Annotated in this window: 18 protein-coding genes, 2 tRNA genes and 1 pseudogene; 12 read left to right on the forward strand and 9 right to left on the reverse strand. The window is 50.1% G+C overall.

Translation table 11 applies throughout. The annotated features are described in order from the left end of the window. Positions 1–291 precede the first annotated feature (291 nt). Together IPL17_RS13530 and glgP are read right to left on the reverse strand one after the other, a co-directional pair. Complete coding sequence (locus IPL17_RS13530) at positions 292–636, reverse strand: rhodanese-like domain-containing protein (protein ID WP_345307611.1); 345 nt, start codon at positions 634–636, stop codon at positions 292–294. A gap of 54 nt (positions 637–690) precedes the next feature. Further along, the gene (gene glgP / locus IPL17_RS13535; protein ID WP_345307612.1) at positions 691–2,823 is read right to left on the reverse strand and encodes an alpha-glucan family phosphorylase; all 2,133 of its coding nucleotides are present in this window, start codon (positions 2,821–2,823) and stop codon (positions 691–693) included. A gap of 205 nt (positions 2,824–3,028) precedes the next feature. On the opposite strand from glgP, the gene IPL17_RS13540 reads away from it, so the two are divergent. From IPL17_RS13540 to leuS, 8 genes and pseudogenes are all read left to right on the forward strand, one after another. Further along, positions 3,029–4,144 (forward strand): ATP-dependent 6-phosphofructokinase, encoded by a 1,116-nt coding sequence (locus IPL17_RS13540; protein WP_345307613.1) that lies wholly within the window; start codon positions 3,029–3,031, stop codon positions 4,142–4,144. Positions 4,145–4,250: 106 nt separating this feature from the next. After that, positions 4,251–4,976 carry a (Fe-S)-binding protein gene (locus tag IPL17_RS13545; protein WP_345307614.1) on the forward strand — a complete coding sequence of 242 codons (726 nt, stop codon included), beginning with the start codon at positions 4,251–4,253 and terminating at the stop codon, positions 4,974–4,976. Positions 4,977–4,983: 7 nt separating this feature from the next. After that, positions 4,984–5,538 (forward strand): dual specificity protein phosphatase family protein, encoded by a 555-nt coding sequence (locus tag IPL17_RS13550; protein WP_345307615.1) that lies wholly within the window; start codon positions 4,984–4,986, stop codon positions 5,536–5,538. Beyond that, positions 5,475–7,517, forward strand: a complete 2,043-nt coding sequence (locus IPL17_RS13555) for an LUD domain-containing protein (RefSeq protein WP_345307616.1) — start codon at positions 5,475–5,477, stop codon at positions 7,515–7,517. The genes IPL17_RS13550 and IPL17_RS13555 overlap by 64 nt, the downstream gene beginning before the upstream one ends. Before the next feature lie 99 nt (positions 7,518–7,616). Beyond that, positions 7,617–7,689, forward strand: a tRNA-Ala gene (locus IPL17_RS13560). 22 nt (positions 7,690–7,711) lie between these two features. Then, positions 7,712–7,784: transfer RNA gene (locus tag IPL17_RS13565), tRNA-Ala, on the forward strand. Between the two features lie 302 nt (positions 7,785–8,086). Next, positions 8,087–9,010: a branched-chain amino acid transaminase gene (locus IPL17_RS13570; protein ID WP_345307617.1), complete on the forward strand. Its 924-nt coding sequence runs from the start codon at positions 8,087–8,089 to the stop codon at positions 9,008–9,010. A 541-nt stretch (positions 9,011–9,551) separates the two neighbouring features. Next, positions 9,552–12,075, forward strand: a pseudogene (gene leuS / locus IPL17_RS13575) (leucine--tRNA ligase). A 93-nt stretch (positions 12,076–12,168) separates the two neighbouring features. Here leuS and IPL17_RS13580 read toward each other — a convergent pair. Continuing rightward, positions 12,169–13,140: an aldo/keto reductase gene (locus IPL17_RS13580; RefSeq protein WP_345307618.1), complete on the reverse strand. Its 972-nt coding sequence runs from the start codon at positions 13,138–13,140 to the stop codon at positions 12,169–12,171. A gap of 57 nt (positions 13,141–13,197) precedes the next feature. Continuing rightward, a complete protein-coding gene (locus IPL17_RS13585; RefSeq protein WP_345307619.1) occupies positions 13,198–13,656 on the reverse strand; it encodes a hypothetical protein in 459 nt (152 codons plus the stop codon). Positions 13,657–13,886: 230 nt separating this feature from the next. On the opposite strand from IPL17_RS13585, the gene IPL17_RS13590 reads away from it, so the two are divergent. Both IPL17_RS13590 and IPL17_RS13595 read left to right on the forward strand, forming a co-directional pair. Next, positions 13,887–15,512 (forward strand): long-chain fatty acid--CoA ligase, encoded by a 1,626-nt coding sequence (locus IPL17_RS13590; protein ID WP_345307620.1) that lies wholly within the window; start codon positions 13,887–13,889, stop codon positions 15,510–15,512. Positions 15,513–15,620: 108 nt separating this feature from the next. Further along, the gene (locus IPL17_RS13595; RefSeq protein ID WP_345307621.1) at positions 15,621–17,708 is read left to right on the forward strand and encodes a hypothetical protein; all 2,088 of its coding nucleotides are present in this window, start codon (positions 15,621–15,623) and stop codon (positions 17,706–17,708) included. 32 nt (positions 17,709–17,740) lie between these two features. Here IPL17_RS13595 and IPL17_RS13600 read toward each other — a convergent pair whose 3' ends face one another. From IPL17_RS13600 to IPL17_RS13610, 3 genes are read right to left on the reverse strand one after another with little or no spacing between them, the layout of a single operon-like run. After that, complete coding sequence (locus tag IPL17_RS13600) at positions 17,741–18,763, reverse strand: CAP domain-containing protein (RefSeq protein ID WP_345307622.1); 1,023 nt, start codon at positions 18,761–18,763, stop codon at positions 17,741–17,743. Between the two features lie 2 nt (positions 18,764–18,765). Further along, positions 18,766–21,036 carry a hypothetical protein gene (locus tag IPL17_RS13605; protein WP_345307623.1) on the reverse strand — a complete coding sequence of 757 codons (2,271 nt, stop codon included), beginning with the start codon at positions 21,034–21,036 and terminating at the stop codon, positions 18,766–18,768. Positions 21,037–21,079: 43 nt separating this feature from the next. Then, positions 21,080–22,051, reverse strand: coding sequence for a glycosyltransferase family 2 protein (locus tag IPL17_RS13610; protein ID WP_345307624.1), 972 nt, complete (start codon positions 22,049–22,051; stop codon positions 21,080–21,082). 51 nt (positions 22,052–22,102) lie between these two features. Between IPL17_RS13610 and IPL17_RS13615 the strand changes: the two genes are divergently transcribed. Next, positions 22,103–23,272, forward strand: a complete 1,170-nt coding sequence (locus IPL17_RS13615; protein WP_345307625.1) for a response regulator — start codon at positions 22,103–22,105, stop codon at positions 23,270–23,272. A gap of 5 nt (positions 23,273–23,277) precedes the next feature. Further along, on the forward strand, positions 23,278–24,726 hold the full coding sequence (locus IPL17_RS13620) for an ATP-binding protein (protein ID WP_345307626.1): 1,449 nt from the start codon (positions 23,278–23,280) through the stop codon (positions 24,724–24,726). Positions 24,727–24,920: 194 nt separating this feature from the next. On the opposite strand, the gene IPL17_RS13625 is transcribed toward IPL17_RS13620, so the two are convergent. Both IPL17_RS13625 and IPL17_RS13630 read right to left on the reverse strand, forming a co-directional pair. Next, positions 24,921–25,337: a nucleoside 2-deoxyribosyltransferase gene (locus IPL17_RS13625; protein WP_345307627.1), complete on the reverse strand. Its 417-nt coding sequence runs from the start codon at positions 25,335–25,337 to the stop codon at positions 24,921–24,923. After that, positions 25,334–25,948 carry a hypothetical protein gene (locus tag IPL17_RS13630; protein WP_345307628.1) on the reverse strand — a complete coding sequence of 205 codons (615 nt, stop codon included), beginning with the start codon at positions 25,946–25,948 and terminating at the stop codon, positions 25,334–25,336. Before IPL17_RS13630 ends, IPL17_RS13625 begins: the two co-directional genes overlap by 4 nt. Position 25,949: the final 1 nt, after the last annotated feature.

The following is a 25,949-nucleotide window of genomic DNA, read 5'->3' on the forward strand; positions in this document are numbered from 1 at the left end:
ATCCAAAAAAAATTCTTACAATTTCATGAGAATATCAATTCCGCCTATTGACATCCGATTTATTTTGTGACATACTTTCATTATCGGTGGGGGGCAAACAATTTATCAGCCATTTTACGAAATGGAGGAGGTGATGTCACTTATGAATAGTAGTAGTAAACCCAGCGCTGTGGCATCCCTCTCCGTGAACTAACGAAGAATTGCCACAGCGCCCCACGATTGCCATCCGCAAGGATGGCAATCTGGTTTAAATGACGTAGGGGCGCAGCATTGCTGCGCCCCTACAATTGTTTAATAAAACCCGATCGAAGAATCCACATTGCGTGCGTAGGCGTCAATTCCCCCGCTGACGTTGATCACATTTTTAAATCCCTGCTGGGCGAGCCACATGGTCACCTGCACACTGCGGCTGCCATGATGACACATCACATAGACGGGAATTTCCTGCGAGCGGGCTGATTCAGATAAAGCGGCAACACCTTCGCGGGACAAACGGCTCATTGGCGTGACCTCGAGCCTGCTGTCTGTTACTTTGGCATATTCCAACTCTGACAGTTCACGCACATCCAACAAAATAAATTTTTCATCTGACTTTAGTTTTTCACCGAGCTCGGTGACTGTGATTTCGGGGAACATAATTTTCCATTCATGTAATTGTAGGGGCGGGGTTACCCCGCCCCTACAATATTATTACTTCTTCAACGCGGGGGCGTAGAATCTTTCCGCGTATTCCTTGACCATGCGGCGCGTGGAATATTGCGGGATGCAGGTCTTCATCGTGTCTTTCATCATTGCGATCCATTCGTGTGAAATTTCCTTCGGGTCGCGGTTATAGTACATGGGAATGATCTTGTGTTCGAGTGTGTGATACAGGTCTTCGCCATCAGCCGCATCCTGGATTTCATTCGACTCGTATTCTTTATCCTCGCCAATAGACCAGCCGTTGTGACCATTGTAGGCTTCACGCCACCAGCCATCCAGCACCGAGAAATTCAGCGCGCCATTAATGGCGGCTTTCATACCCGAGGTTCCACTGGCTTCCATCGGACGGCGCGGTGTGTTCATCCACACATCCACACCCTGAACGAGATAGCGCGCAAGATTCATATCATAATCTTCGAGGAAGACCAATCGTCCGCCCGTTTCCGCTTTCTTGACGGTGCGATACACCTTTTGGATCAACTGCTTGCCGGGTTCATCGGCGGGATGCGCTTTACCCGCGAAGATGATCTGCACGGGCATGTTCGGACGGTTGATGATCTCTAACAGGCGGTCAATATCAGAGAGGATCAGGTTGGCGCGTTTGTAGGTGGCGAAGCGGCGCGCAAAGCCGATCGTCAATGCATAGGGGTTGATCAAGACACCTGAGGAAACCACTTGCACAGGATGGAATCCGCCGTGCGCCCAACGGTCGCGGACGCGTTCGCGCATGTAAAAGGCCAGTTTGCGTTTGAGGTGCAAACGGGTGCCCCATAATTCAGAATCCGGAATATTATCCAGTTTCGACCAAAATGCGGGCTCATCCAAATGTTCGTACCAGTCGCCGCCCAGATAGTTTTCAAATAGAACGTTCAAACGGCGCGCCATCCAATTGGCAGTATGCACCCCGTTTGTGACATGCTCGATCGGAACATCCTTCTCTTTGCGGTCGGGCCAGAGGAATTTCCACATTTCGCGTGAGACTTCCCCGTGTAATTCTGAGACGCCGTTGCTTCCGCCTGAAAGTTTCAAGGCGAGGATGGGCATGGAGAATGTCTCAGTATGGGGCTGTTGATGCTTGGCGATGTTCACGAATTCTTCGCGGGTCAGCCCAAGTTCGGGCCAGAGTTTGGCGAGATACTTATCGAGCAGCCAGAGCGGGAATTCGTCATTGCCGGCTGGGACCGGGGTATGCGTTGTGAACACATTTTGTCCGAGCGTCTTTTTGGCGGCTTTGGCAAAGGTGGAGCCGGATGCCACCAGTTCACGCACCCGTTCAAGGGTCAGGAATGCCGCGTGGCCCTCGTTCATGTGCCAGACGTCGGGCGCATATCCCAATGCCCGCAGGGCGCGCACGCCGCCCACGCCGAGCAAGACTTCTTGCATGACACGGCGGTCGAGGTCAGACCAGTAAAGGCGCGCGGTGAGCAGGCGGTCAAATTCGTTATTGCTTTCAACGTTTGAATCCAGCAAGTACAGCGGGACGCGCCCCACGCGGACTTCCCAGATTTGCGCGGTAATATTTCGATCGGGGAATTCGATCTGAATGGTAACAGGCTTGTCATCTTTTGTGACCAGTGTGACCGGCAGATGCTCAAAGGTCAACGGATTATTGAGGGCATCCTGCCAGCCGTCTTCAGAGATTCGTTGGGAAAAATATCCCTGACCGTACATGAATCCGACCGCCACGAGGGGCAGCCCGAGATCTGATGATTCTTTTAGATGATCGCCCGCCAGCACGCCGAGGCCGCCCGAATAAATGGGCAGTGTTTCGTGCAGTCCGAATTCCATTGAAAAATACGCGATGGAATTCTTAAATTCAGGATGACTTTTTTGAACCCATGATTCATTGGTGAAGTATGAATCGAAATCTCCAAAGAGCGCATCATACAAAGCCAGATAATCTTTTTCCTTGGCAACCTGGGCCAAACGTTCCTTGCCGATCTCCTGTAACATACGGATCGGGTTGTGTCCGAGGCGTCCCCACAGATCATAATCAAGACGTCCAAAGAGGCGTGCTGCTTCAGGGTGCCATGTCCACCATAGGTTGTAGGCTAATTCGCCGAGGCGCGCGAGGCGCTTGGGAAGGTCAAATTTTTGGGAGGGTTTAGTTTTGAAGTCCATAGCGGCAAATCATACCAGCATTTTAATGGTTGGATGCCGTGAATTCGGGTTCTGAAAAAATGAGATCTTGTGGTTTGGATGCATCGTGCCGAATGTCCCAAAAAATTATTAAAAGTCCCAATGAAATTGATGACAGGTTATTAACAGACTTATTCCAATTCAGTACTATAATCCAGCCTTGAAAAATACTCAAACGGAGAGCCTTATGGCCACTTATAAAAATATACCAATTAAGAAAATAGCGATCAGTACCGGCGGCGGTGATGCCCCGGGTTTGAATGCCGTCATTCGCGCCGCGGCGCTTTCAGCACATACGCGCGGCTGGGATGTGTATGGAGTCCTCGACGGTTTTCACGGGATATTATCTCCCGAGGAATATCCCAACGGAGGATTTATTCCACTAACGCGCGAAAGGGTAAGCGGAATTACTCATCTGGGTGGAACCATATTGGGAACAAGCAACCGCAACAATCCTTTGAAATATCCGATGTTGCGTCCGGATGGAACCATCGAGGAAGTGGATCGCAGCGACGAGATCGTTCGTGGATTCCGTTTGCATCATATTGATGCGCTCATTACGGTCGGCGGGGATGGTTCGCTGGCGATCGCGAGTGTCCTTGCCCAAAAAGGATTGCGCCTGATCTCAGTGCCCAAAACCATTGACAATGATCTGGATAAGACAGAAGTCACCTTTGGTTTTGATACCGCTGTCGGTTTTGCCACGGAAGCGCTTGACCGGCTGCATTCAACTGCCGCTTCGCACGGACGGGTCATGGTCGTTGAAGTGATGGGTCGTTATGCCGGCTGGATCGCCTTGCACTCAGGTGTGGCGGGTTCGGCAGACGTGATCCTGATCCCCGAACACCCATACGATATCCACAAAGTGATTGAAAAGATCAAGGAACGCGAAATGCGCGGCAATAAATTTACCATCGTGGTGGTGGCTGAAGGAGCTTCGCCCAAAGGCGGCGCATTAACAGTAGTTGAACATGAAGCCGGTCGTGCTGAGCGTCTGGGTGGTATCGGCGAAAAAGTGGCGGCAGAGATTCATGCCATTTCCGGCAAAGAGACGCGTGTGGTTGTTCTTGGCCACCTGTTGCGTGGAGGCTCTCCCACTTCCTTTGACCGTCTGACAGCCTTGCGTTTCGGAGCCGCGGCCATCCGTGGGTTGGAGGAGGGGTATGGCGGCGTCATGGTTGCCCTCGACCCGCCGCATGTCAAGTATGTCCCCATTGAAGAAGCCATGGGAAAAATGAAAATGGTGCCGATGGATTCAGACATTGTCCTGACTGCCCGCGATCTGGGCATCTCATTCGGATAGCATCGATCTTCATACATTAACATCAACTGCCCGATTCAATAACGAGTCGGGCAGTTTTTATTTTAGGGATCAGGTGATGTTTCTCTTTTGGGATTAAAATGGGTTTATGACTCAAGTCCAACTCTTCATCACCTGTTTGACCGATTCATTCTTCCCGAAAACTGGTCAGGCCGTTGTGGACATTCTCCAGCGCCTTGGCATTGACGTGGGCTTCGCGCATGAGCAAACCTGCTGTGGACAACCCCAATTCAACGCGGGACTCCGCAAGGACGCGCGCGCCATCGCGGAACACACGATTAAAGTTTTTGAGAACACCAAAGGGGATATCGTTACACCGTCAGGTTCATGCGCGCACATGTTCAGGCATAATTACGCTGAACTTTTTGAAGGTGACCCGATCTGGTATCCGCGCGCCAAAGCGCTGGCTGCACGGACTTATGAATTCACAGAATATCTCGTGGACAAATTAGGCGTCACTAATGTCGGCGCAAAATGGAGCGGGATGTTAACCTATCATCCATCCTGCCACACTCTGCGCGGGATCAACGTGGATAAACAACCGCGCGCCTTGCTGGCAAATGTGCAAGGCGCAATGCTTGTGGATCTTCCGCATGCCGAAGAATGCTGCGGTTTTGGCGGCATCATGTCTGTTGAACACCCTGAATTATCCGCCGAATGGCTCAAGCGCAAGATCAGCAACTTGGAAGCGAGTCAGTCACCGACTTTGGTTGTGACCGATGCGGGCTGTCTCATGCACATCGTGGGCGGATTGAATCGGCAGAAGAAAACTCAACGTGTGATGCATATCGCCGAAGTGTTGAACCATCAGTGAAGAAGTGATGAAAGAAAATTCGAGATACAATTTTGTAAAAGTGGGCAATGGACGGATCGCCCTCAACCACCGTCCGCGCGGTGTGGATTTTTCGCATCTGCGCAAGATCGGTTGTACACATATCGTCACTTTGCTCAAAGAAAGTGAGCGCGCCGAAACATATGGCACCATGGCGAAGAATGCGGGACTTAGCTGGATCTGGCTGCCAGTCCCCAACGGAGACCATCCAAGAGGAGAAGTGCACGACCGTCTCATTCAAGCCATGCCCCAGCTTTCGCAGATACTGGATGAAGGCGGTTCGCTTCTTATCCATTGCTCTGCGGGTATTCACCGCACTGGGACAGTCGCATATGGCCTCCTGCGCTGGAGGGGCGTTGAAAGGGATGAAGCCATGCGCATGATCGGAACGATCCGCCAGGAGACCGCCGAAGGTATGCTGGAAAAACGCAGGCGCTGGGGCGACGAAAATGCAAGACAGGTTGTTCAACAGGATAAATCATGGGCACATTCCGTCAAAGAATTCGTCAATCAATTGAAGACGAGACTCTTCAGATCGCGTTAGACAATAATGCTGAACGCCGTCTGAACGGACGCGCCGCGGCATTCGCCTCCATCCCCGATTGGCGCGCGAGGCGTCAGCGCACGCGCACCATCCGCGCGAATGTGATCGACAATCTCGATGAGTATCTTGCGCAATTCATTGCAAAGAATGAAGAGCACGGTGTGATTGTGCATCGTGCAAAAGATGCGGCGGAAGCGATTAAGATTATTTTAGAAATTTCAAAATCCTTACCACAAAGGGCACAAAGAGGAGGAGATAAACCCTTCGTGTCCCTTGGTGACCTTCGTGGTGAAAAAGTCTTAATCGCCAAATCAAAATCCATGGTCTCGGAAGAGATCGAATTAAATCATGCGCTTGAAAAAGAAGGCATTCAGGTTATCGAAACCGACCTCGGCGAATATATCGTTCAGCTTCGCCATGAAAGACCCAGTCACATCATCACGCCCGCCGCGCATTTGCGCAAAGAGCAGGTAGGCAAACTCTTTCACGAAAAACTTGGCATTCCATATACTACCGATATTCCTACGCTCACGGCTGCCGCGCGCAAAGTCCTGCGCAACATCTTCCTTACTGCTGATATTGGTTTCAGTGGAGTCAACTTTGGCGTGGCAGAAACTGGCACAACCTGCCTCATCACAAATGAAGGTAATGGACGCATGGTCACAACCATTCCGCCCGTGCATATTGCATTAATGGGAATGGAGCGCCTTGTTCCAAACCTTGATGATCTTGCGCTCATGCTTTCGCTTCTGCCGCGTTCCGCAACGGGGCAAAAATTGACGGTCTATACCCAACTGCTCAACAAGCCTCTTAAAGATCAAATACGCCATCTGATCATCCTCGATAACGGACGTATGCGGCTGCGAAATTCCCCGCTCAAAGAATCTTTATACTGCATCCGTTGCGGCGCGTGTCTGAACGCCTGCCCTGTGTTTCGTGAACTCGGCGGACATGCATATATTGGTTCGGATAATTCCATTGCGCCCTATCCAGGCCCAATTGGATCGGTCATATCCCCTGGATTGCTCGGCGAGAATTATGTTCAACTCGCGCAGGCATCTTCGTTATGTGGCGCGTGCAAAGATATCTGTCCTGTGGATATTGACCTGCCAAAGTTATTAACCCGCGTGAGGGCGGGACAATCTCCCTCGCCTTCAGGGAGAGGGATGTCCGCAGGACAGGGTGAGGGTGGCGCTGGACTTTCCTCCTCAACCAGAATTGGTCTGCAGCTATATGCCCGCCTCGCGACTCACCCGAAGCTGTATGTGGCTGCACAAAAATCTTCTGCATTGGGAACGTACCTACTCTCCCCGCGCTCGCCCTGGCTTCGTCTGCCTGCATGGACTGGCTGGGGCTACAGCAAGGATTTTCCGCGCTTTGCAGGGAAGACTTTTCGGGAAAGTTTTGTGGAGTCTCATGGCAAGCTGCAGAAATTTCAGGCGCATGAAGAAAACAGTATCAATATGCAGGAACTTGCTCCCGCACCCCGAAATAAAATGGAACAATTCGTTGGCGAGCTTACCGCGCTAAGCGGACATGTTACCTTAACAAAAGATGCAACCCGTGAAGTTATTGAATTTATTAATTCACGTGGAATTAAAAAGATCCATCTTGAACCAAATACTTTGGATGAGTCTCTTTTGCTGAAAGCAGATATTGAGTTTACATACGAGCCTGATTCGCAGATCCTTGTCGGGGTGACGAATGCCGTTTGCGGATTGGCAGATACGGGGTCGGTGTTGATCGCCGATGGACTCGGGAGCCCGCTGCATGCATCACTGCTTCCGGAGATCCACATTGCGATTTTGAAGGCATCCGATATTCTTTCATCCATGACTGATGCAATGGATCTGATCAAGGATAAAAAAGCAGCGGTGTTCATCACGGGACCATCCCGCACCGCTGATATTGAAATGACACTTACGATCGGAGTGCACGGTCCGAAAGAGATTCATGTGTTTGTGTGCCAACCCGGGTAATGATTCAGCAGCGCAGGGCAAATATCACTTGATTATTTGTGCAGAGTTTGCATTGACATTCCGAAATGCCTCAGGTAGAATACGCTTCGCCTTATTAAAGGGCCTGTAGCGCAGTTGGGAGCGCGCCTCAATCGCACTGAGGAGGCCAGGGGTTCGAATCCCCTCAGGTCCACTGCTACAGAAAAATTTTATATGGGCCCATAGCGCAGTTGGGAGCGCGTCTCAATGGCATTGAGAAGGTCGAGGGTTCGAATCCCTCTGGGTCCACAAATTAAGAAATAAAAAGTCACAGCAGGAGTAGTAGGTCATCCCGTCAGCGAGTTGGGAAAGTGAGGTGCAAGCCCAGCAAAGTGCCCATCGGGAGCGCAATCAGACCGAACTCGCCTGTTTCTCGCAAGAGGACTTCATCGGTGAAACGCGCTAATCCGCGAGTAGTTGATGACGGGCAAGCCCGTTATAGCAACAAAGTGGCGTTAATTGATTTAACGTAATTTGGGTGGTACCGCGGAGCGCAAAGCGTCCTTCGTCCCTGATGTGGATGAAGGAATTTTTGTTTTTTGGAGACTCGCATGGCTATACCGAAGACGGAATGGATCTGGCATAACGGTCAATTTGTAAAATGGGACGATGCGAATGTTCATATTACAACGCATGCCCTGCACTACGGATCGAGTGTGTTCGAGGGGCTTCGATCATATGCGGCCAAAGCTGGTCCAGCGATTTTAGGACTTGATCCGCATGTGCAGAGACTGTTCGACTCGTGCCGCGTGTTGCGCATGGATTTGCCTTATACGCAGGATCAGATATCTTCCGCTATTATTGAAACTGTCCTCCGCAATGGATTGAACGCCTGTTACATCCGCCCGCTGGCTTACAAAGGTACAGGCACGATCACTCTGGATGCGCGCAAAGCACAAACTGAATTTGCCATCATGGCTTTCGACTTTGGCTCTTTGATGGGCGCTGATGGACTCGAGAATGGCGTGGATGTGATGGTCAGCAGCTGGCGGCGCATGGCTCCCGATACCCATGCAGGTATGACCAAGGCTGGCGGAAATTATGTCAACTCTGGGTTTGTGACCATGGAAGCCAATGACCTGGGTTACATGGAAGGCATCACGCTTGATGTGAATGGTCATGTCAGCGAGGGGAGCGGCGAGAATATCTTCGCTGTGTATCGCGGCGCGATCTATACTCCGCCCGTAGGCGCATCCATTTTATTGGGCGTGAATCGCAGCTACATTATTGCCCTGGCGCGCGAGATGGGATATGAAGTCCGTGAAGAGACTTTCCCGCGTGAGATGTTGTATGTGGCGGATGAACTCTTCTTCACAGGCACAGCCGTGGAAGTGACACCGATCCGCTCTGTGGATCGGATCAAGATCGGGAACGGTTCTTGCGGTCCGATCACGAAACGAATTCAAGATCAATTCTTTGGCATCATCAATGGAGCCATCCCTGATACGCATGGATGGATGACTCTGGTTAAATAGATGTGGAGTCCGTCAGCTCGCTGACGGTGTCTGTGGGGCAGTCCCCACGACTCCAAAAAACCAAAAAAGGAGGCATGTATGAACAAGCGAATTAAGTTTATTTTCTGGAAGCAGGGACCTTTGCTTCCATGTCTCCTTTGTTATTTATGATCATCAAATTCGAGGTGTATTGGAAACCCGATCATCGAAACTGGAAATAGAGATTCTACTTAATGAGGTAAGAATGGCCGCAACAAAGAAAAAAGAAACTTCAAAAAAATCCGTAGTAAAGCCTGCGGTTAAGAAAGTGGCAGTGAAGAAAACTGTTTTAAAGAAAGCCGTGAAATCCGCAGTCAGGAAGACAGCCGTAAAAAAGGTAGTCAAATCTGTGGTTAAGAAATCAGTTGCCAAACCTTCTGCCAGTTCAAAGAAGGCGGTGTCAAAGGAAAAGGCAATTCAAGTTGTCATGCCGAAGACAAGTGCTGTCGTGGTCGCGCAACAATCCGTGAAAGCAATTGTGCCTGTTCAGAAAAAGAAAAAGGAGATCGTGCCTGTGAAAGAAATACCCGCCCATGAGGAAAAACCCCATCAGGAGAAATCTTACCAGCCGCAAATTATCGAAAAGAAATGGCAGGATAAATGGGAAGCGGATAAGCTGTATCGCTCGGTGATCGACATCTCCAAGCCGAAGCATTATGCGTTGACCATGCTGCCTTACCCGAGCGGTGACCTGCACATTGGTCACTGGTTTTCGATGATCCCCCCGGATACGCGCGCGCGTTTCATGCGGATGAAGGGTTACAACGTAATGTTCCCGATGGGCTTTGACGCGTTCGGTCTGCCCGCAGAAAATGCGGCCATCAAAGACGGTATCCACCCCATGAAGCGTACTTTCCAAAACATCGATCGTATGCGCACACAGATGAAGACCATGGGTGCAATGTTCGATTGGGAGCGTGAGGCCATATCGGCTTCACCTGAATATTACAAATGGACAGAGTGGTTCTTCATTCAGTTATACAAACAGGGATTGGCTTATCGCAAAATGTCTGCTGTGGACTGGTGCCCGAAATGTAATACGACTTTGGCGCGCGAGCAGGTTTGGGGTGATGACCGTCACTGCGAACGCTGTGGTACTCCTGTTATTAAAAAGAATCTGGATCAGTGGTTCTTCAAGGCGACCAAGTACGCCGATGAGTTGTTGAATTTCGATGGCATTGATTGGCCGCAGACGGTCAAGACTCTGCAGACGAATTGGATCGATCGCAGCGAAGGCGCGTCCGTCGTATTCAAGACTGAAATTGGCAATTATGATGTGGAGATATTCACCACCCGCCCCGACACGTTGTGGGGTGCGACCTTCATGGTATTCTCGCCAGAGCATCCGTTGGTGAGTGAGATTACCACGCCAGAAAATAAAGCTGCGGTCGAAGAATACAAGGCACAAGCCGCGCGCCAAACCGAAATTCAACGCGGCGCAGTGGACAAGGAAAAGACAGGCGTATTCACAGGGGGCGTATGCCATCAACCCTGTCAATCAGGCACGTATCCCGATCTGGATCGCGGACTATGTCATGATGTCCTACGGCACAGGCGCGATCATGGCAGTGCCTGCACATGACGAACGCGATTTTGCTTTTGCCCGAAAGTATGAATTGCCCATTATTCCCGTGATCCAGCCCGAAGGTCAGAGTGAAGCGGATGGAGCGGAGTTAACTGCCGCTTTCGTTGGATCAGGCGTAATGGTCAACTCAGGCATGTTGAACGGGACGAAGGTCAACACAGAAAAAGGAAGAAAGAACCCCAGCATCGCGGCTGCACTGGATTGGCTGGGTGAGTATGGTGTTGGCAGGGAATCTGTGAACTATCGCTATCGCGACTGGCTGATTAGCCGTCAGCGTTATTGGGGCGCGCCAATCCCGATGGTCAATTGTGAGATCCACGGTTGGAATCCTGTGCCCGATGACCAACTGCCTGTAGAGTTGCCCGAGGATGTGGAATGGCGGCCGACTGGTGAAAGCCCGTTGAAGCTGCATCCGACCTGGAAAAATACAACCTGCCCTGTGTGTAACGGACCTGCCACGCGCGAAACCGATACGATGGACACGTTCATGTGCTCGTCATGGTATCACTTGCGCTATCTGTCGCCGCATTACGATCAGGGCCCATTCGATGAAGCCGAGTACAACTATTGGATGCCTGTTGACACGTACACGGGCGGCATCGAACACGCCACCATGCATTTGTTGTACACACGCTTTTTCCATAAGGCGCTGCGTGACGCGGGTATCGTGGAAGGTCATGAGCCGATGCTGCAATTACGCAATCAAGGCATGGTTCTGGGCGAAGACGGCGACAAGATGTCGAAGAGTAAGGGCAATGTGATCGCCCCCGACGTGCTGGTGAACAAATACGGCGCGGACAGTGTGCGCGCTTACATCATGTTCTTTGCGCGCTGGGAAATGGGTGCGCCGTGGGATTCGCAAGGCATTGAGGGATCAGTGCGCTGGATCAGGCGTGTGTGGACATTGTTCACCGACTCTCCAACGGACTCTGTCACGGATTCACGGATTGAAACGGACTCGAAAACGGATGAAGTGAAGAAGAATCTGCGCCGAAAGGTTCACCAGACCCTGCGCAAAGTGACTCGTGACTTCGAGAATTTTGAATTCAACACGATCATTTCATCCCTGATGGAATTGATGAATGAAATGTACAAGGCGCGTGAAGCAGGCGCGGCCGGCAGTGATGAGTGGAAGGAAGCCCAGGAAATCTATTTGAAGATGATGGCTCCCGCCACACCGCACATCGCCGAAGAATTGTGGGCGTATTTGGGCAAGCCGTATTCGGTTCATCAACAATCATGGCCCATCGTTGATGAAGCTGCCACGAAAGAAGACTCCATTGAATTGCCTGTTCAAATCAACGGCAAGGTGCGCGATAGAGTCGTTGTCCCAGCCGAAGCGACCGAGGATGAGATCAAGTCCGCGGCGCTGGCGAGTGAAGCCGTTCAGAAGTTTTTGGATGGCAAAGAGCCGAAGAAGGTACTCGTGGCGAATCGGAGATTGGTAAGTATCGTTGTGTAAAGAAAGGTAGGCAGAAAACAATGTTATAAAAGAGTTGGCGGAAATATTATCTGCCAACTCTTTTGTAATCCCACTTTAGATTAGATAACTGAATTACCAGGCGTACGCTTCAGGCGCTTCTCCACCGGGACCGGGCCAGATCTCGTCTATTTGCTTCATGGCATCCTTGTTGAGTTTGATCTTCAAGGCTCGCAATGAACCAGTCAGTTGTTCCATCGTCCGCGGGCCGATGATGGGGGCAGTCACAACGGGATTTGCCAAAAGCCACGCCAGTGCCACGTCCGCGGGCTGTTCGCCGCGATCCTTGCAGAATTTTTCCCACGCGATGAGTTTCGAGCGTTTCTTCGCGATCTCTTTCTTCATGTCATCCGAGGCACGTCTGCCCGCCTTGATCTTTTGCAGGACGCCGCCGAGCAGCCCGCCCGAGAGCGGACTCCACGGGATGAGTCCCAGCCCATAGTCTTTGCTGGCAGGTATCACTTCCAGTTCGATCGTACGGTCATTCAAACTGTAAAGACTCTGCTCACAGACCAGTCCCATAAAGTGACGGGCCTTGGCCGCTTCCTGCGCTTTCGCAATTTGCCATCCTGCAAAATTGGAAGAGCCAACATACAGCACTTTTCCCTGTTGAACCAGCACTTCCATCGCCTGCCAGATTTCCTCCCACGGCGAGTTGCGGTCAACGTGATGCATCTGGTACAAGTCAATGTGATCGGTCTGCATCCGCTTGAGAGATGCCTCGCACGCCTCGCGGATATGCAGCGCGGAAAGCCGTGACTGATTGGGCCACTCGCCCATGCGCCCAAAAACTTTTGTGGCGATGACGGTCTTCTCGCGTCTTCCCCCGCCTTGAGCGAACCAGCGTCCGACGATATTTTCCGTGATCCCTTCCCCGATCTTCCAACCGTAGACATTGGCCGTGTCGAAGAAATTGATTCCCAGTTCGATCGCCTTGTCCATGATGGCGAATGAGTCTTCCTCGCTGGTTTGCGGGCCAAAGTTCATGGTCCCCAAACACAAACGTGAAACCTTGAGGCCTGTGCGGCCAAGCTGTGTGAATTCCATGTTTTCCTCCGTGATATGAAAATATCGTTTATTGATCGAGAATGATTAGTTTGATTTTTATGAAGTCTTGCTTAAATCACGTGCCTTTAGATTCCGCCCGCCGATCCACGAGCCGACCATGGTTCCAACAAGTGAAACCAGAAAACTAAGCAATACTGCTGATTCAAATTTTCCTTCGACCAAAACATTCAGGATCAGGATGTTAAGGGACATCACCGCGCTTCGAAATGAATCAGGGATGAAACTCCCCAAAAATCCGCCAAACACTGCGCCAAAGAGCATCCCAGTATAAGCGCCGGAACTGACTCCGCCGCTGTCGCCGCCAGTCCATACGGTCAGAGCGCCGGTTAATGCCCCTGTCACCAGTCCTAATGCCGCCCCGGTCAGCGCGCTAATCAGCACACCGTTCCAACTGGCGCTTAATGTGCCTGTGATCGCTCCAACGAGCATGCCAAATCCAAACCCCAGACCGGCTCCAAAAATACTGCTTCTTATGTAAAACTTATTATTTTTCATAATGGATTCTCTCTTTATGCTTACAATTAATATTTGTTTGATTGATAAGCAATCTAATGTGGGATAAGTACTGGATTATTTTAATTCATTTCACTTTGAATTCATATTCCAGATACTTTCCTGTATAATCTGCAATCGTAAACATGATCCACTAAAAATTGATCCGCTTGGTTTGTTCAAGAAATGCCTGTTCCTAAAAATACTAACGTATTTCACCAAAGGAGGCTTTTATGCAAGGACAAATGATGGATTACCAATTGACGCTGACACCGCTGTTGGAGCGCGCGCGTCGTCTCTTTCCGAAGAAGGAGATCGTCACCAAGGCAGGTCCCTCGCTTGAGCGTTACACCTACGCCGAGATGACCGAACGGGTCGGACGGCTGGCGAATGCGCTTGAAAAACTGGGGGTGCGGCGCGGCGACCGTGTCGCGACGTTTGCGTGGAACAATTCCCGTCACCTTGAAATCTATTTCGCCGTACCCTGCATGGGCGCAGTCCTGCACCCGATCAATTTGCGTTTGCCCGGCGACCAGATCGCCTTCATCGTCAATCACGCCGATGACCAGGTACTGTTCGTTGACCCGACTCTTTTGCCCGCGGTTGAAAAACTCGCGCCGTATCTCAAAGGCGTAAAACATTTTGTGGTCATGGGCGATAAAGTACCGGACGGCACCGCGCTCAGTCCTGTTCACGCCTACGAAGACCTGATCAAAGGCTCCGCTCCCGACCACCCCTGGCCGCATCTCGACGAGAATGAAGCCGCCGCGATGTGCTACACCTCCGGCACGACGGGGAATCCAAAGGGTGTGGTTTATTCACACCGCGCCATTTATCTGCACAGCCTCGGGTTGAGCATGACCGATTCCTTCGGGCTTTCAGAGCGCGACATCTTCATGCCGGTCGTGCCGATGTTCCATGTGCTGGCCTGGGGCACGCCCTTTGCCACCATCATGCTCGGAACGAATCTGGTCTTCCCCGGTCCGCACATGCAGCCGCGCGACCTGGCGGAATTGATCCAGGCTGAGAAGGTCACGCTCACCGCCGGCGTGCCAACCCTGTGGATGGGCATCCTCAACCTGCTTGAGAACGAACGCTATGATCTGAGCAGCCTGCGCGGCATGATCGTGGGCGGTGCGGCCGCGTCGCAATACATGATCGAGACCTTTGAGAAGAAACACGGCATCACCGTCATGCACGCTTGGGGCATGACCGAGATGAGTCCGCTCGGAACGACCAGCCGCCTCAAGAGCTATCAGTCCGACCTGCCCGAAGCGGAAAAATTCGCGATCCGCGCCAAGCAGGGCACTTCAGTGCCGGGCGTTGAAATCCGCGCTATCGAGGAAAGCGGCAAGGAAATCCCGTGGGACGGAAAGGCCTTCGGCGAATTGGAAGTGCGCGGACCGTGGGTCATCAGCGGCTACTATAACGATGACCGCACCGCCGAATCATTCCACGACGGCTGGTTCCGCACCGGCGATGTGGTCACGATCGACCCTGAAGGTTTTGTGCAGATCGTTGACCGCGCCAAAGATGTGATCAAGAGCGGCGGCGAATGGATCTCCAGCCAGGACCTGGAAAATGCGATCATGTCGCATCCCAAAGTTCTGGAAGCCGCTGTGATCGCCCTGCCGCATCCAAAATGGCAGGAACGCCCGCTGGCTTGCGTCGTGCCGAAACCAGATTTCAAAGATTCCATCACCCGTGAAGAGATCTTTGAACATCTCAAACCGCGTTTTCCAAAAATGTACATGCCCGATGATGTTGTTTTCATCGAAGCCGTTCCCAAGACCAGCGTCGGCAAATTCGATAAAAAAGTGCTGCGCGTGCAGTTTAAAGATTTCAAATTGCCAGATTGATCCATAAAGCATGAACGGATTTACCCATGTTGAAAGAGTGGGTAAGTCCGTTCGTTTTTTTATTGTTTGCAGCTTAAAATGTTTTACATTTATAACTAGGAGCAGATTATGACCGAACCCATGTATTTCCAATGGCAGAATGAGTATCTTTGCAAGACCATTTATCCGATGCGTGAACAAAAGTTAATGGATTTCCTTGTTTATTATAAGGAAATTGATATTTGGGCGCAGTACAAGGGCAGGGATATTGCCGCTTTGCAAAATGAGGTTCAGGAATTTATCAAAGCTAGGGAAATGATCGCAATTACCGCGTATAAATCATACGCATCCCTGCGAAGTTATTTTATGACAGCGGATGTGCGCGGCTTTTATTTAAAATTCAAACCCGTCGATGATGCGGAACTGGCTGAGATCAATAAACTTCATCAGTTGTTCATTTCCTCCTGGCCCAAGGATATTCGCGGCGAAAGGGGATTTGTCCAAATGCAGATCGCCAATTGGGTCCGCCATCGCGATCTGATCAAGGATTGGGTCAATAACAGAAAACGCCGCCTTGCCGCGATGGCACCGGATCATAAAAACCGTCCCGCGGAAACCAAGGAGTTAGAGGTGAAGGAAAATACTGTCCTGCCCATGGCGGAGCAGGAACTTGAGCAGCTGCGATCCTTCAATGATACATACGAAAAAATTGAAAAGCCCAAGCTGGAGTGGTATAAGCTGCAGAAGAGCGATCCCAATTTTAAAACACCTGAGGCGGATTTCCTTGTGCATTATTCGCCGTCCACGAAGATCACGGTTCAGGATATCGCTGTGTGGAAAGCTGAGGAGTACGAGGCATCCTTGAAAAATAAAGACCAATTTGAATTGCTGGAGGAGATCTACCAACGATTCAAAAAAGAGCCGGGACGGTATCCACACTGGCTGCAATATATGATCGTCCATTTTTCAGGGATGCGCTATGCCAGCGCGCACGGTTCATGGGCAGATCCCAAAGATCTTTTGATGCAATTAAGGATCGCGGAACTTGATAAGGAAAATAAACTGATCCCCAATGACCTTGAAGTTGAAAGGCTTTGCAAGGAAAAGATCGCGCAATATGAATCGGCAGCTGCGCCTAACAGACCCAGACTGGCATTGTCAACAGAAAAGGCATGGAAGGATAAAGTCGCTCTTCACATGTTAAGTCTCAAAGCAAATGGACCCAAAACCCGCCGCGCTGGTCTGGCGGCCATAAGAGCCGAGGAAGTCAGGTATGAGTTCATGTCCATGACGACCGATGAAGCGCTCGCGAAATTGGTTTCCATGAAGGATTCCTTCCCGAAATGGGCATGGAAGGAGATCGTCAAATTAACATCCTTGCGCGTGAACTATGTTACGGATTTGAATTGGGAGAAGTTGACCCCGGAAGAGGAAACCGAACGTAACTCATTTCAAGCCACAGCCCTGCGCAATGTCATGAACGCCTGGATCACTAAACATATCGGCGCGTGGCGTGATGAGCATGGTCGCACTCATGAGTTGATCGTCTCCCGTGCGGTCTGTAATGAAACAGCGGAACATATTCAGCATATTCGCGGACACTTGCCGCCAGGTGGATTAACCCCCAAACCCAGATGGTACCGCACAAATGAAAAGGAAAAGAAATTCCCGGGTGCTTATTATGTGAAGCCGGCTTCGGCGGAAGATTATGTTCAGGGCGCCAGTATCTTCTGGCTTCGTTTTGTGAACAAAGTGCCAAACGATTGGCAGATCGCTCATGCGGTCGAAACAGAGGCTGGCGATGGTCTGATTCCCAAGGGATTCATCGGGAGAAAGCCGAAGGATAAAAGTGACATTCCATGGCAGTATAAACCCGGTGATACGGTTACACGTTCGCGTACCTATGTAAATGCCAGTAAAGTCAGGGTCACGGAGCAACAATGGCTGCGCTGGATCCACGAAGCGACTGTGGTAGAGGTGGCGGAAACTGCCGAGGGGCAGGTGATCCTCACTTATGAAACAGCTCTCCCTGATGATGATCGCGGCACTTCTTCCATTGGCATGTTCAAAAAGCCCTTGAGATGGCTGCTCTCTGAGGGGACCGAGGATGCTTATAATCGTTCTTTTATAGGATACGTGCCTGAGGGGCAGGTTCCGATCGAACACATGAAAACGATGTTGAATTGGAACAGGATTTTGCGCAAGCAAGTTGTATAAAAAATAGGACAGCCGCGCGGCTGTCCTATTTTTTACGGGCTGCCAAAATCAACAACAATGTAATCCCCATAACTTCCGTTTGAAAGGTACGCATACCCTACCCCTAGTTCTTGAGCGTTTTGGTTCAGGATCGCCTCGCGATGGATTTGATCGCTCATCCACCAGCTCATTGCCGCCTGCGGACCTCCGCCTCCGTAAATGATCTCCTCAGCGTGTGAACCGGAGTACCCTGATGCAAGGATGCGTGTGTATGCTGAAGAACCGTCAGACCCAGTGTGGCTGATTCTATTATTGCATGCCATATCCGCGGCGTGACTTTGGGCTGCGCTGCCAAGCAGTGGATTAACAGTCAGCGCTGACAGGCCGGCATTCGCGCGTTCTGCATTGATCAAAGATGCGATCTGGTTAACATAGCCGGCATCCTGACTGTAGTTACAATTTGCTGAATTGACCGAGCCACTTCCTGTTTGCGTGGCGCCCAGAGTTGGCATGCTGCCGCTGCTTCCAACAATGATCTTCACCCAAAAGGTTTTTTCAATTCCGATCAATACAACTTCTCCAGCAGAATTATTCAAGGTGAAGAAGCCGGTATATGTCCCGTTAGCCGACGGCGCGGTCAATTCCACAGAGACCTGGACTTTCTCATTTGTCAGCGTGGCCGGGACCGGTGTGGAGAGATCCGCATTCATTTGGTCGCCCGCCGAAAATTTCAATGTGTAATCGATCCACGGACAGGTGCCGGTGTTTTGAAATTCCCATGTCTTTATGAATGTCTCCCCGGTTTTCATGAGGGTATTATCTTGAATGGTCACATCCCGCAGCAGGATCGCGCTGTCTTTACAGTTCGGCGGGGCGGTGATCGCGAGGGTCGGGGCGACAGTGACTGCTGGCGTCGGTGTCGCTGTGAGTGGAACGAATCCCGGTTTTGTGGGCTGCAATGTCGCTGTTACAAAATTCTGTTGCGCGGGAGTCGCGGTCGCTGAATCAACCTTGATGGAAATACAGGCTGTCAGCAGACTTGCAAGGAGTAAGAGCAGGGTGGCTTTTTTGTTCATGATCAAAACATCATCATTTGATTCGCGGATTGTTCGACGGGGTCGTTGGATATCTGTTCTTCAAATGTTTCGCGCGTCAAGACCGGGACTTCGGAAATGGTTCGCAGGAAACGGAATTTTATGAACCGATGGTTTTTCAAACGCGCCGCGAGTGATGGGTCGCGTTCTTGCTTGTATGCGATCAACGCCGCCCGCCCGCCTGGAATGACCAGGATCGTATCATTCTCATCTGTGTGCAAGGCGCGGTCGATCAAGGCTGATACCATGACATGAAACTTCTTCACGGGTATTCCATTTTCTTCCCATCGTACAAATTTATCACTCCTGCTTGTTTTGTACTTCAGTTTTTTACCGATCGATTCGATCAGGGTGAGTATTGTGTTTAATTCCTCCCGCCGCGCAGATGCTGTATCTTCCCTGCGCAATTTCCACATGCCGCCATCTTTTTCGGCATATGAATTCAAGACCGCATAGATCAAGCCTTTTGACGGCGTCAGCAAGCCTGCGAATTTTGGGTACACTTCATTTTCAACTTCAAGATAGATCGCGCTTTTATTCTTCTGTAAATACTTAACGACCTCAATTTCCACGCGGTCGGAAAGTGCTTCTGGCGGTTGGACGACATCCTGGGGGGGGGCGTTTTGATCGCCACGCCGAGTGGACGCTTCAGCGCCTTTCTTATCTGCGGCTAGTCTCAATCCCCACATACCTGTTTCGATATTTTCGCCCGCTGAATAATGGATAAATCTCCCCTCATCTTTTAGCGCGGCTTCAAATAACTTGCTTGTTTTTCGCAGGGCTTCATCAAATTCATGTTCAGGCAGTTTAAGAGCATGTGCTTCAGCTAATTTAATTAAACCCGCCGCGTGAATGTGTAGATAATTAGCCGGCTCACCGCGTGCTGAGAGATAGGCATGAATTGCGTTTTGCAGATCCGTTACATCCCCTGGCTGCGCTTTTTGTTTTTGCTCATTCTTCCAAATAACTTGAACTGCATCATGTTCGGTACGCATGGCTACGCTTTGCAGCGCGAAAGTGGATGCGCTCGCTGCGCTAAATGCGGATGTGAGAAAGGCAGGCTCAGGTTCAGGCAATAAGGCAAAAAATGGAGTTCCATCCGGAAGTAGGTCGCTTAGGTGATTGAACGCCGAATGCAATGCGGTTGCGTTCCACGCCCAATCATATCGGCGGCGGCGCAGGGCAACTTTGTACGGCTCAAGCGCTTCCTTGCCCCACAACCAGCCTGCCCACAGCGCGCAGAGAGTCCAAAAGGCTTGATTAGGACGAGGAACAGAACCAATTACAGCGGATATTGGTATTTCCTTTTTTACGATCTGAGCCAAATCCTTTAACCGACCTTCATAGATCAAGATGCCGCCACTCTCAGGGATCTTCATGGGCCACGCTTCACACGTGACCGCTGAGCCTGTTTCTGCCCACAGTGTTAATCCACGCTCGAGCATCATCCAGATGTTATGTTCGCGGAATTGAGCGGGTGTGCTCAATTGTTTTGGCCGTGGACGTTCCGCGGGGTGCGCCCAAAGCGTATTGCCTGCATCACATGCCAGCAGGATCAATGCGGTCAACGCGCGCTTTCTTTCAGCAGGTAGATTTATGCTGTCCAGGCGGTTAATGATGGTTGTAAGCACGTACAATGGGCGCGGTAAATAATGTTGAATGGCTTCTTCAGCGTATTGGCGGTCTTCATTATTTAATGCTGCAACTTTTTCGAAGGCGCGGGCGCGGTGCAATGTGTCTGTTTCGGCGATCTTCCATGCGCGTTCAATATCTTCAGCTGAAACAATTCGTTCGCCTGAGTCGCCGCAGTGACTGCATTCATAAATACGCGCGTAGGGTGCTTTATCACCTTTGCGCCATAAATAGGAGTGAGCCTGTATATGCTGGCCGCATCTTTCGCAAGAGGTGAGATAAAGGGATTGCAGGTGACCTGCCAGCCTTTCATCCCCTTTTTTTACTGCGCCCAGGTCTGCGAGAGCGGCTGTGAATTCGGACTGTGCGGGCGGGTTGGCGGATATTTCGAGCAGAAAACGGGTGACTGGATTATTCGCAGTTACAAGCACGCGATAACCGCTGCGTGCGGCTTCCAGAACCAGCCGCGGGGAGAATCCGAATGGGTCAAGCAGCCAGGCTGAGGGACGGTCCAGATGCGATAGCCAGGCAGAGACCACTCCTTCTTCAAATACAGGCAAAAATCGCGAGAGCGGGCCGGAATCTGCGCGGTTAAATCCAGGGATGTAAGGTTGAAGATCCATCTTGGGTTAAGTATACATCCCCATAGAGAAATCTTTTATGATTTTATTTTTCCAGCGGATATGAAATTGCGCTGCTCGGTGTGGAATTCATGTCAATTTCAATGGCAGAGAGCAGGATCTGGATCCCAAGGATCACAGAAAGTGTCGGGAGCATGACCGTGCCAGTTGGGGCGGCGATATTTTGGCTGGCGTATTGGATCCATTTTACGCTCCCGAACATCCCGCCGAATAATAAAAGCGGGATTCCGACCAGCAGATATAGGGACATCATCGAAAAGTCGTAGATGTAATATCTTAATAAGATGCGGCGAAAAAAAGTGGCCAGTAATTTTGAGGGAAATTCAAATAAAGTGCGGCGAATCGAGAGCTGCGAGGTTTCAGTTCCATACCGGGCGGGAATGGAGATGTCCATCACCAATGCTCCAAGCAGATATAAATTTGCGAGCATGGAGGTTTCAAAATAATAGCGGCGGTCTATTTTGTTAAGCGGCAGTTGCGCGAGGATTTCAGCCCGAATGGCCAGGAAGCCGTTTGTTGGGTCGAAGATATTCCAATAGCCTGTCGCCGCCTTGGATAGAAAGCTTAACCCAAGATTACCAACACGGCGAATAAAGGGCATTTTTTGCAAGGATTGAAAATCACGGAAGCGGTTGCCTTTGACGTAGTCAGCTTTCCCCTGGATCAAGGGCGTGATCAGCGCGGGAATTTGATCTGGGTCCATTTGTCCATCACCGTCGAGCTTGACGACGATCTGCGCGCCAAGTTCAAGCGCCTTGCCAAAGCCGCTGATCATGGCACCACCAACGCCCTGGTTTTGTGTGTGCTTAATCAGCGTGATGCGTGTATCTTTTTGGGCGGCGGCAGTTATCACATCTGCTGAAGCATCGGGGGAGGCGTCATCAATAACGATAATATACTTAATAAAGGGGGGCAGCCCATTTAGCACGGATTGAATATCGCGCTCCACCCGATAAGCGGGGATCACGGCGGCGATGTCAAATTTTGTAAAATCCATGAAAACGATTGTAATCGAAAAGGTGATAGAATCGCGTGAAGGAAAAAAATTATGGCAACCGGGGAACGCATACTGATTGTAGAAAGTGATCCAGATATTGCCGATTTGATCGCAAGGCAATCGCTCCAGCCGCTTGGGTATCAAGTGATTGTCATGGGCGATCCAGCTTCTGCGCTTATGAGTGCGGTTCAGACTCCCCCGGAGTTGATCATTGCTAATATTAATTTACCTGGTCTGAGCGGGAAAGACCTGCTAACGGCATTGAATTCTCATGGTGTTCAATCACCTTTGATCGTTATTGCAGAAAAAAAGCAGGAAGCGGATGCGATCCAGGCGTTTCGTTTGGGTGCGTCGGATGTGATTTTTTGGCCTGTGCGCGATACAGAAGTGGTCTCCATTGTTGAGCGAGCTTTACGGCAAACCAAGGAGAAACGCGAACGGTTAAAATTGGATTTACAGTTAAAGTCTGCGAATGAGGAACAACAGAAGAGATTGCGCGATCTGACCACGATCGTGACCATGGTTAAGTCAGTGATTTCAATCACCGATCAACGTCTGTTATTTGATCGAATTCTGGAAAATGTGTTACAGCTGGCTGAGGCGGATATTTGCTGGCTTATGCTGCGAGATGAACGCACCAAAACCTATCTACTTCGTTCCCAACGTAATCTGCCTGAAGCTTGGGCGAAGAAAATGAATCAACCGCTTGATGATGGGATTAGTTCTCTTGTTGCCCAATCTGGACATAGTCTGCTGATGAATGGTTCGCCTCTGCAAAAGTTTAAGGTTGCGGCTCTCGGCAAGGCAGTTGGTGTGATCCCAATCAAGATCCAAAATGAGGTGATCGGTCTATTAATTGTTGTGCGAAAAAAAGACCGTGAAATAAACCGCGACGGGCAGATTTTGCTTGAAGCAATGGCGGATTTTGCTTCCATTTCGCTGGTGAATGCACGCCTGTTCCGTGCATTGGAGCAAACTGCTGAAAATGCGCGAACGGGAGAGAAGCATCGTCACGCCGCGCTTGATGCGATGCGCGAAGTCATTCACGGAGAACTGCAGGCAGCTGGGTATCCTCTTAACTTTGTGTTGACAGAAATGCCCGGCGCGCTTAATGCTGAACAGAAACAAGCACTTCGATCAGTTCAGGAGGCATTAAGCCGCCTCTCACGCTCATCTGAAAATACAATGATTCCTGCTTCACCAAAAAATAAATCATCATAGAACCTATGCCAGAAAAGGAACCCATCCTAGTAGCACTCAATCCATCTCCAATTTTGGATTTAATGGAGCGTACTTTGCGGGCAGCAGGTTTTGATGTGGCGATTGCCCACGACCATTCCGGTCTGGAGCGTTGCGTTCAGGAAACGATACCCGTTCTATTGATCATTGGCGAAAATTTTGCAGATCAGGATGGGTTAACTGTTTCAAGCAATCTGCTGTTGCGTTTTCCAACATTACCCATTATTTTATATGCGGATCGAGATTCGATCGAGCTTGTCAAGGCTGTTCTAAAACGAGGATTGAGCGGCTACCTATATCCACCGCTTAAAATGCAGGATATTGTTGATGAAGTCCAGAAGAATCTGACCCGGGCAAGACAACTGGGAGATTGGGTGCGGCGGGAAGTAAAACGCACGACTTCTTCACTTTCGGAAAAAGCTGCCATCTCTGAAGCCGAGCGTGGAAAACTTGAAGCGATTATCGCGAATATCCAAGATGGCGTGATCGTTATTGATGATAATCAGAAGATTTTATTGGTGAATCGATCTGTATGCGATGTTTTTAGTTTGAATGAGAAAGAGATCGCAGGCAAATTCCTTGCGGACATCATCCCCAACGCGGATTTGAAGAACATGCTGCACCTTTCGAGTAAAGGTCCATTGAAAAACCATGAGATCAATTTTGAGGATGGTCGCGTGTTTAATGCGCATTACACTCCCATCCCAAAAATCGGCGCGGCGGTGACCATACAGGATATTTCATATCTCAAGCAGCTCGATCGTTTAAAGAACGATTTTATTTACACCGTTTCTCATGACCTTCGTTCACCTTTGACCTCCATCCTCGGATATGGAGAACTGATCGAACGGGTCGGTCCTTTAAATCAAAACCAACAGGATTTTTTGCGCCGCTTGCAGGGAAGTACCCAGCATATTACCAATTTAGTGAATGACCTGCTTGATCTTGGAAGCCTCGAAGCAGGTTTTGATACTTTACGGGAGACTGTTCAGCTTGAAAACGTTTTGAAGAACTCCCTGGACATGTTCGATGCTCAGATAAAGAAAAAGAATATCAATCTTTCCAGTCATATTGAGACTCCGCTAAAGCCGATCTTTGCAAACCCGATTCGAATTCGCCAAATGGTCGATAACCTGGTTGGGAATGCGCTCAAATATACGCCGGATTATGGGGATGTCCATACCATCCTGTTTATGCAAGACAGCCAGATCATACTCAAAGTTCAAGATAGTGGTCCGGGCATTCCACCTCAAGAGCAAAGCCACGTTTTTGATAAATTCTATCGCGCCACCAATGCTCCTGATGGGGTACGAGGTTCTGGTTTAGGACTGGCGATCGTAAAATCAGTTGTGGAAAGCCATCAGGGACGAGTTTGGGTGGAGGCAAATGCAGAGAAAGGTTCGTTGTTTATCGTGATTCTACCCACAATGGATTAATAAAAGGTCATGATTAGGTGATTAAATACGCCGCCGCCAAGTAAGAACTTGACGGCGGCTTTCGCCAAAGGAGGAGACTAGGAGGAGCATTTTGGAGGTGTCTTTGTTCCGTCTCCGTCCTTATATTATTACACTTCCTATTTTTCAACCATCGTCAAATGTCACGCATTAGTTGTGACAATATTCACAAATGTTTATAGATTGTGAAGGTATGTGAGTGTTTGGGCAATGGCTTCCTCGACAGTGGAATATTCCTGTATTGTTAGCGCCTGATCCGGGTTGCCGGTGATCATTTTTGAGACCCTGCGCTCTTTTTTGTGTATACATAATACCGGTTTTTGAATGGTCAGAGCGTAGCCGATCTCATATCCCACACCATGTGACGGCACGCTGACTTCCGCGATCAAAACATCGCAATTTTTTATCCAATTTACATCGCGTTCATATACATCTTGCGGTACAAGTATTCTTTCCTTTTCCATGACTTCTGATTGCACCAGATGCGAGGTGGGAATTTCGTGTCCGTCAGCCATTAGCGCGGCTACGATTTCTTGATAGACAGGTTCGAACTCCCGTCCGCCTGTAATAGAACATGCAAAATAAAGATTCATTTTTTATTGGTGGGGAGCCGTGAAAGGATTGAGTTATTGCGTTTGGGCTGAGCGCTGACAGCTCCAGCGCCTGTGCGCATGCTTTCCATTTCTGAACTGAAACGCATCCAATCGTTAACAACGATCACAAAATGCGGGGTATTATCCTTGAAAAAAAGCGGCGAAAGGAACAACTTTAAAAAAGATCTCGGCATGGGGTGCCCATTCAGTTCAAGCACAAGTGCGGTCATTTTTGCAAGCGGTTGGATAATTTCCGCCTGCCATTTTGAGATGTTTTGAGGCGGGAACAATGCCCCAAAATTAGCCGAGGACGCCCGGAAAAATCGTTTGTATGAAATGTTGAGCCGTAATAATGGCGTTGCCAGCCGCAGATGATCGCTGAAGGGCTGTACGTATGCACCTTTGCGCGCAATCAAAAATAAAAGCCCAAGAAATAGATTTAGCACGCCGATACTGGCGAATGTGAGCCAGCGCCATTGCTCAAATCCCCAAGAATAGAGCGCCCACGATAAAGCCAGCAAGGCAAGCCCGATCGTAAAGATCGCCGGCCACCACAGGTCGATCATGCGCGTATAGAGTACCAGTGGATAACGCCGCCCGCCCTTTGCCATA

The sequence above is a fragment of the Candidatus Villigracilis saccharophilus genome (assembly GCF_016711665.1).

Bases quoted from the DNA above. Each gene is read 5' to 3' on its own strand.
- IPL17_RS13585 (WP_345307619.1), bottom strand. From the start codon at position 13,656: ATGAAAAATAATAAGTTTTACATAAGAAGCAGTATTTTTGGAGCCGGT.
- IPL17_RS13630 (WP_345307628.1), bottom strand. From the start codon at position 25,948: ATGGCAAAGGGCGGGCGGCGTTATCCACTGGTACTCTATACGCGCATG.
- IPL17_RS13580 (WP_345307618.1), bottom strand. From the start codon at position 13,140: ATGGAATTCACACAGCTTGGCCGCACAGGCCTCAAGGTTTCACGTTTG.
- IPL17_RS13545 (WP_345307614.1), top strand. From the start codon at position 4,251: ATGACTCAAGTCCAACTCTTCATCACCTGTTTGACCGATTCATTCTTC.
- IPL17_RS13550 (WP_345307615.1), top strand. From the start codon at position 4,984: ATGAAAGAAAATTCGAGATACAATTTTGTAAAAGTGGGCAATGGACGG.
- IPL17_RS13600 (WP_345307622.1), bottom strand. From the start codon at position 18,763: ATGAACAAAAAAGCCACCCTGCTCTTACTCCTTGCAAGTCTGCTGACA.
- IPL17_RS13605 (WP_345307623.1), bottom strand. From the start codon at position 21,036: ATGGATCTTCAACCTTACATCCCTGGATTTAACCGCGCAGATTCCGGC.
- IPL17_RS13615 (WP_345307625.1), top strand. From the start codon at position 22,103: ATGGCAACCGGGGAACGCATACTGATTGTAGAAAGTGATCCAGATATT.
- IPL17_RS13555 (WP_345307616.1), top strand. From the start codon at position 5,475: ATGGGCACATTCCGTCAAAGAATTCGTCAATCAATTGAAGACGAGACT.
- IPL17_RS13595 (WP_345307621.1), top strand. From the start codon at position 15,621: ATGACCGAACCCATGTATTTCCAATGGCAGAATGAGTATCTTTGCAAG.
- IPL17_RS13540 (WP_345307613.1), top strand. From the start codon at position 3,029: ATGGCCACTTATAAAAATATACCAATTAAGAAAATAGCGATCAGTACC.
- IPL17_RS13530 (WP_345307611.1), bottom strand. From the start codon at position 636: ATGTTCCCCGAAATCACAGTCACCGAGCTCGGTGAAAAACTAAAGTCA.
- glgP (WP_345307612.1), bottom strand. From the start codon at position 2,823: ATGGACTTCAAAACTAAACCCTCCCAAAAATTTGACCTTCCCAAGCGC.
- IPL17_RS13590 (WP_345307620.1), top strand. From the start codon at position 13,887: ATGCAAGGACAAATGATGGATTACCAATTGACGCTGACACCGCTGTTG.
- IPL17_RS13610 (WP_345307624.1), bottom strand. From the start codon at position 22,051: ATGGATTTTACAAAATTTGACATCGCCGCCGTGATCCCCGCTTATCGG.
- IPL17_RS13570 (WP_345307617.1), top strand. From the start codon at position 8,087: ATGGCTATACCGAAGACGGAATGGATCTGGCATAACGGTCAATTTGTA.
- IPL17_RS13625 (WP_345307627.1), bottom strand. From the start codon at position 25,337: ATGAATCTTTATTTTGCATGTTCTATTACAGGCGGACGGGAGTTCGAA.
- IPL17_RS13620 (WP_345307626.1), top strand. From the start codon at position 23,278: ATGCCAGAAAAGGAACCCATCCTAGTAGCACTCAATCCATCTCCAATT.